We start from the raw sequence: 5310 nt of genomic DNA, 5'->3' as shown, positions 1-5310 counted from the left end.
TGTTGAATAATTTACAAGATGAGACTGAGAAATGTGTATCATTCATTTTCTCAATTGCTTTTGTCACTCAAGATGGGCTGAACGCAATTAAGACTTATTTAAATGATTTAAACCAAAGAGGAGTAAAAGGGCGCCTAATCACGTCGACTTACTTACAATTTAATCATCCCGATGTCTTTGAATCATTAATGAAGATACCCAACTTGGAAGTAAGATTATCTGAAAAACGTGGTTTTCATGCGAAAGGTTATTTATTTGAGCATCAAGATTATCATTCTTTCATTATAGGTAGTTCAAACTTAACAATGAGCGCACTGAAGCTCAACTACGAATGGAATGTGAGATTAACTTCTTATAACCATGGAGAAATAATTCACCAGATGAAGATGCATTTGGAGGAGCAGTGGGAACAAGCGATACCTCTAACACAGGAATGGGTAACAGAGTATAGAGAGAATTATATAGTTGAAGAGATTACCGATTTGTCGGTAATCAACGATCCGCCACTGAAAGAAAACTATATTGTACCTAATCGAATGCAAGAAGCAGCACTGTCTAGTTTGAAGGCTTTGCGAGAGTCTGGAGAACAAAGAGGACTTGTCATTTCAGCAACAGGTACGGGTAAAACGTACTTAGCTGCCTTTGATGTATTGAATGCAAGACCAAACAAGATGTTATTCATTGTTCATCGGGAACAAATCTTAAAAGATGCGATGCGTTCTTTTCAAAGAGTAATCGGCGGAAGTAGCGGAGATTATGGAATACTATCCGGTAATCGAAAAGACATTAATGCAAAATACCTTTTTGCGACGATACAAACGATCTCAAAACTAGAGTACCACCAACTATTCGAACCGGATGAATTTGATTATATACTCATTGATGAAGTCCATAAGGCCGGGGCCAATTCTTACATTAAGACAATCAATTACTTTGAACCGCAATTTCTACTAGGTGTTACAGCGACCCCTGAGCGAACAGATAAAATCAATATTTATGAATTATTTGATTATAATATCGCGTATGAGATTCGTCTGCAAGAAGCATTAGAGGAGGACTTATTGAGTCCCTTTCATTATTTTGGGGTGACTGATTATGAAAAAGATGGCGAAGTCATTTCTGAAGTAACAGACTTGAAGCATCTTGTACTAGAAGATCGAGTGAAATTCCTCATTGAGAAGCTAGATTATTATGGAGTATCACATAATAAAGTGCGTGGTTTAGTATTTTGTAGTCGCAAGAATGAAGCAGAGTTATTGGCCGAGCAATTTAATCGTTTGGGTATTCCATCCTCTCACTTAACGGGCGACCATTCGATTGAGGATCGAGAATATGAGATACAACGTTTGGAAGCGGGAGAGATTGAGTATATCTTTACTGTCGACATATTCAACGAAGGGATTGATATTCCTATGGTGAATCAAGTTGTCATGTTACGTAATACCCAATCTAGTATTATCTTTATTCAACAAATGGGACGAGGCCTACGTAAACACAAGTCTAAGGAGTTTGTGACAATAGTTGATTTTATCGGCAATTATAAGAATAATTACATGATTCCAATGGCCTTGTCCGGGGATATCTCTGGGAATAAAGATAATTTACGCCGGGATACGTTTGAGACAAGTTATATTACTGGCCTTTCATCCATTAACTTTGAGCAAGTAGCTAAAGATCGGATATTTGCTTCAATTGATCTAGCAAAATTAGATACAATCGCTGAACTAAGAAAGGCCTATACGAAGTTAAAAGAACGTTTAAATCGTATGCCGAATTTGTCGGATTTCAAAGAATCAAATACATTAGATCCGTTAATTATTATGAATCGTTCGGATAATTACCATGACTTCTTAAAAAAAATGAAAGATAGTGATCAAGTTCTTTCTGTTATAGATAATAAGATGTTAAAGTTTTTATCGAAAGAAATTCTCCCTGGCAAGCGTCAACATGAAATTGTTTTAATGAAAGCCTTAATGGAAAGTAATTCATACATGATGACACGAGTAGAAATTGTTCAATTATTTAAACAATTTAACTTGGATTATTCACAAAGAACGGTAGATTCAGTAATCAAAACGTTGTCATTAGACTTTTATACCGGAACTTTGAAGATGGCGTATAAAGGGGCGGAACTCATTAAAATTGAGGGTGAAACGATTAAATTCACGCAAGCATTCATTGAAGCGTTGAAAGTTGATTACTTTGCTGATCATGCAAAAGACGTGTTAAAAACAGCTTGGCTATTAAGTAAGGAATTCGACCAGTCGTCACCGTTAACAAGGTATCAAAAATACTACCGCCGAGATACGATTAGACTGTTAGGTTGGAAAGAACAAATTGTAGACCAGAACATAGGTGGTTATGTTCGTGATGATGAAGGAAAAATATTCGTTATCTTTGTAACATTGGATAAAGGTGAGGATTTCCAAGGCGCGGAGATTGCTTATGAGGATGCCTTGTTGGATGAGTCAACTATGCATTGGGTTAGTAAAGCCGGCCGTAAGCTTAGTTCACCTGAGATTCAAATTATGCAAAATCCAAAAGATTGGGCAATTCATGTCTTCGTGAAGAAATCCGACGATGAAGGATTAGACTTCTACTACTTGGGTGAAGTTCAACCAAAAGTAAACACCATTCATCAACTTGAGAAACCTACTGGGGACGGCAAGAGTAAGAGCGTCGTTGAGATGGAGTTGAAGTTTAAAGAGCCGATTGAAAGTCGATTGTTTAAGTATTTGAGGTAAAGATAATCCTTCTAATTATTTAATATGACAATTGCTGCAACAACCTTAAGGTAGTGCTGCAAAGTATTTAACACCCTTCTAATTAGTTATATAGCCGCTTAAACTATGATTAGCTGTAGCATATGTATTTAATTGGAAAGGGTGTTTGTTGTGAAGAGGTATCGTGTGTGGGTTACGTCAGAGTATGAGTATGTGATTGAAGTTGATGATGATGCGAGTTGGGACGATGTTCAAGAAAAGGCATGGGAGGAAGATTGGACGCCGTTGATTCATAGGGCAGATATCGTTGAAATAGATGAGATTCAGGAGTAATTAAATAGAGTTAAATTATAACCAGCCCGGACAGTATAAAGGTTCGGGCTAATTATTTAAGTATTATTATTTATATTCATATGGTTAGGTGGGGTACCGCTAGTTTGTAGGGTAATTTCTTATCCCCACTTCCGTAACTTGTGTTACTTGTGAATTGAAAAGTTCATCTATTAAATTCAATACTATTGTTGGACCGTTCTTAAATTGACATAGTTTTTTAAAGTCACTCAGTAACGGATGTACTATGTTAGCAGTTGAATAAAGGCAATATTTTACTTCTAATCTCTTTTTAATATCTTCAAAACCTTTTTTGAGATTTTCAGAGGTTATAGCAATTGATTCAAAATCGGGTGGATAAAAGAGATATTTTTCTTTTTCACCTAGAAAATTATATATAATAACCGGATAAAAAGTGTACAAATTCAGCCTCCTAAGTTTAATTATGAATAAATATCACTATGGAGATATATTGACGAATCGATTAGAAGCAGATGCGCTCATATCAAAAGAAGAATTTCGACAAATTATCTCTGATAGAAAGTATAATGAATTTCAATTAGGTGATCTATTCGAATTTGATGTTACAGATTTTTCAAAAGTAGATTTTAATGAACTGTTTAATTATTTGGAAAAATTATGATTAATAAGCAACAAAGCTAGATAGCTCTTATCTTGCTTTGTTGCTTATTTTAATTTATTGATGGGTTCAGATTGGAAACGTTAAAACCATTTGTTGGATTCGTATTAATGATCTCTCCATTAAGAGATATGTGTTTTTTGAAAATGAACCAAATAGAGTTCAAATCAATAGCTGATTATATTTATAGAATCTCGAAATAGTTATGTAATAATCTAACTTTTTGGGTTTCGTTCTATACTCATTTTGATAATCACCCAAAACTCATGGTTAGCTTCACACCACTTCGCTCAGCTATGTGTTTAAGTATCTGAATTTTAAGAATAGCATTCCCTTTCTCAACCCTTGCAGTGGTTGAACTTATCAACTAAGTTCGCAAAGTCTAACTGAGCTAACCTTATTGAATGTTTTAATTGCTTTACAAAACTTTGCTAATCAAGGATACGACATGTTAATGCCTATGATGTTTATGGCTAACATGGCTATTACTGGAGCAACAGCTGCAGTTTATACTAAGGTAAGATCAAAAGAAGAGAAATCACTCGTATTATCTTCAGCAGTCTCAGGACTCTTAGGAATCACTGAACCAGCATTGTTCGGGATACTTTCAAAATACAAAAAAGCATTTATTGCAGCTACAATAGGTAGTTCTTTAGCATCTGCTTTTATTAGTTTTTTCGGTGTGAGAATTTATGGCTATATTCTATCAAGTATTTTTAGTTTACCTGCTTATATAGGTGAATACTTTATATTCGCAGTGTTAGGAATTCTTATCGCACTTATCTCATCATATGTAATTACGTATGTTTTAATCCCTAGTGTCGAAAGCAGTGATTCAGATACAAACACTGATAATGAAAACACAGTGAATAAAATTGAGTTATATTCTGTTTCAAATGGAGTATATATGCCATTAGAAGATGTTTCGGATGAAATATTTTCATCAAAAATGATGGGGGATGGGTTTGCTTTCCAATCATTGGAAGGTGAAGTATTCTCTCCAGTAGATGGTACAATTTCAACAATATTTCCAACAAAACATGCCATTGGAATCAAAACAGACACTGGCATAGAAGTTCTAGTTCATATGGGAATCAATACCGTAGACTTAAATGGACAAGGATTTAGTGTTTTTGTTGAAGAAGGGGATAAAGTTGGACCTGACACATTAATTGCAAAAATGGACTTAGATTATATTGAAGGACAAGGAAAAGAAACACCGATTATTGTTGTAGTTACAAATATGGATCGAGTTCAATCGGTTATCGGAGTAGATGAATTGGAAGGAAATCATCAGAAAGGCGAATTGATTAATACAGTAAATTTAAATAATTAAAGTAAAATTAACTCAAGTAGAATTCATCAATTAGTTTAGATTTTTTTACAAAAATAACTAATAATCAAAATAATTAAGTTCAGGCAGTTATAAAATACTGTCTGAACTTTTTTTATATGTTAATAGGAGATATTTAACCTAAAATATCCCTTATTAATAGCATTTATCAGTGGTTTTCTTTTTGTGTCATCACCTATTAATGCTACAATAACGATGAAAAACCTAGGGAGGTTACAGTCATGAAAGTGTATTTTGCAGCATCTATTCGTGGAGGTAGGGCG

Annotated in this window: 5 protein-coding genes; 4 read left to right on the top strand and 1 reads right to left on the bottom strand. The window is 34.4% G+C overall.

Annotated features, from left to right (window positions below):
* Both ACTHW2_RS10475 and ACTHW2_RS10470 read left to right on the top strand, forming a co-directional pair.
* A partial coding sequence (locus ACTHW2_RS10475; protein ID WP_442263862.1) for a DEAD/DEAH box helicase occupies positions 1 to 2744 on the top strand: 2744 nt, incomplete at its 5' end.
* A 150-nt stretch (positions 2745 to 2894) separates the two neighbouring features.
* Positions 2895 to 3056 (top strand): hypothetical protein, encoded by a 162-nt coding sequence (locus ACTHW2_RS10470; protein WP_442263861.1) that lies wholly within the window; start codon positions 2895 to 2897, stop codon positions 3054 to 3056.
* A 99-nt stretch (positions 3057 to 3155) separates the two neighbouring features.
* Here ACTHW2_RS10470 and ACTHW2_RS10465 read toward each other — a convergent pair whose 3' ends face one another.
* On the bottom strand, positions 3156 to 3476 hold the full coding sequence (locus tag ACTHW2_RS10465; protein WP_407093514.1) for a hypothetical protein: 321 nt from the start codon (positions 3474 to 3476) through the stop codon (positions 3156 to 3158).
* A gap of 49 nt (positions 3477 to 3525) precedes the next feature.
* Here ACTHW2_RS10465 and ACTHW2_RS10460 point away from each other — a divergent pair, with 49 nt between their 5' ends.
* Both ACTHW2_RS10460 and ACTHW2_RS10455 read left to right on the top strand, forming a co-directional pair.
* On the top strand, positions 3526 to 3696 hold the full coding sequence (locus ACTHW2_RS10460) for a hypothetical protein (protein ID WP_442263860.1): 171 nt from the start codon (positions 3526 to 3528) through the stop codon (positions 3694 to 3696).
* Positions 3697 to 4093: 397 nt separating this feature from the next.
* Positions 4094 to 5029: a glucose PTS transporter subunit IIA gene (locus ACTHW2_RS10455; RefSeq protein ID WP_442263859.1), complete on the top strand. Its 936-nt coding sequence runs from the start codon at positions 4094 to 4096 to the stop codon at positions 5027 to 5029.
* Positions 5030 to 5310: the final 281 nt, after the last annotated feature.

The organism is Tissierella sp., from assembly GCF_052089545.1.
Taxonomy (GTDB): domain Bacteria; phylum Bacillota; class Clostridia; order Tissierellales; family Tissierellaceae; genus Tissierella_A.
This window is presented reverse-complemented; position numbering and strand designations above follow the sequence as displayed.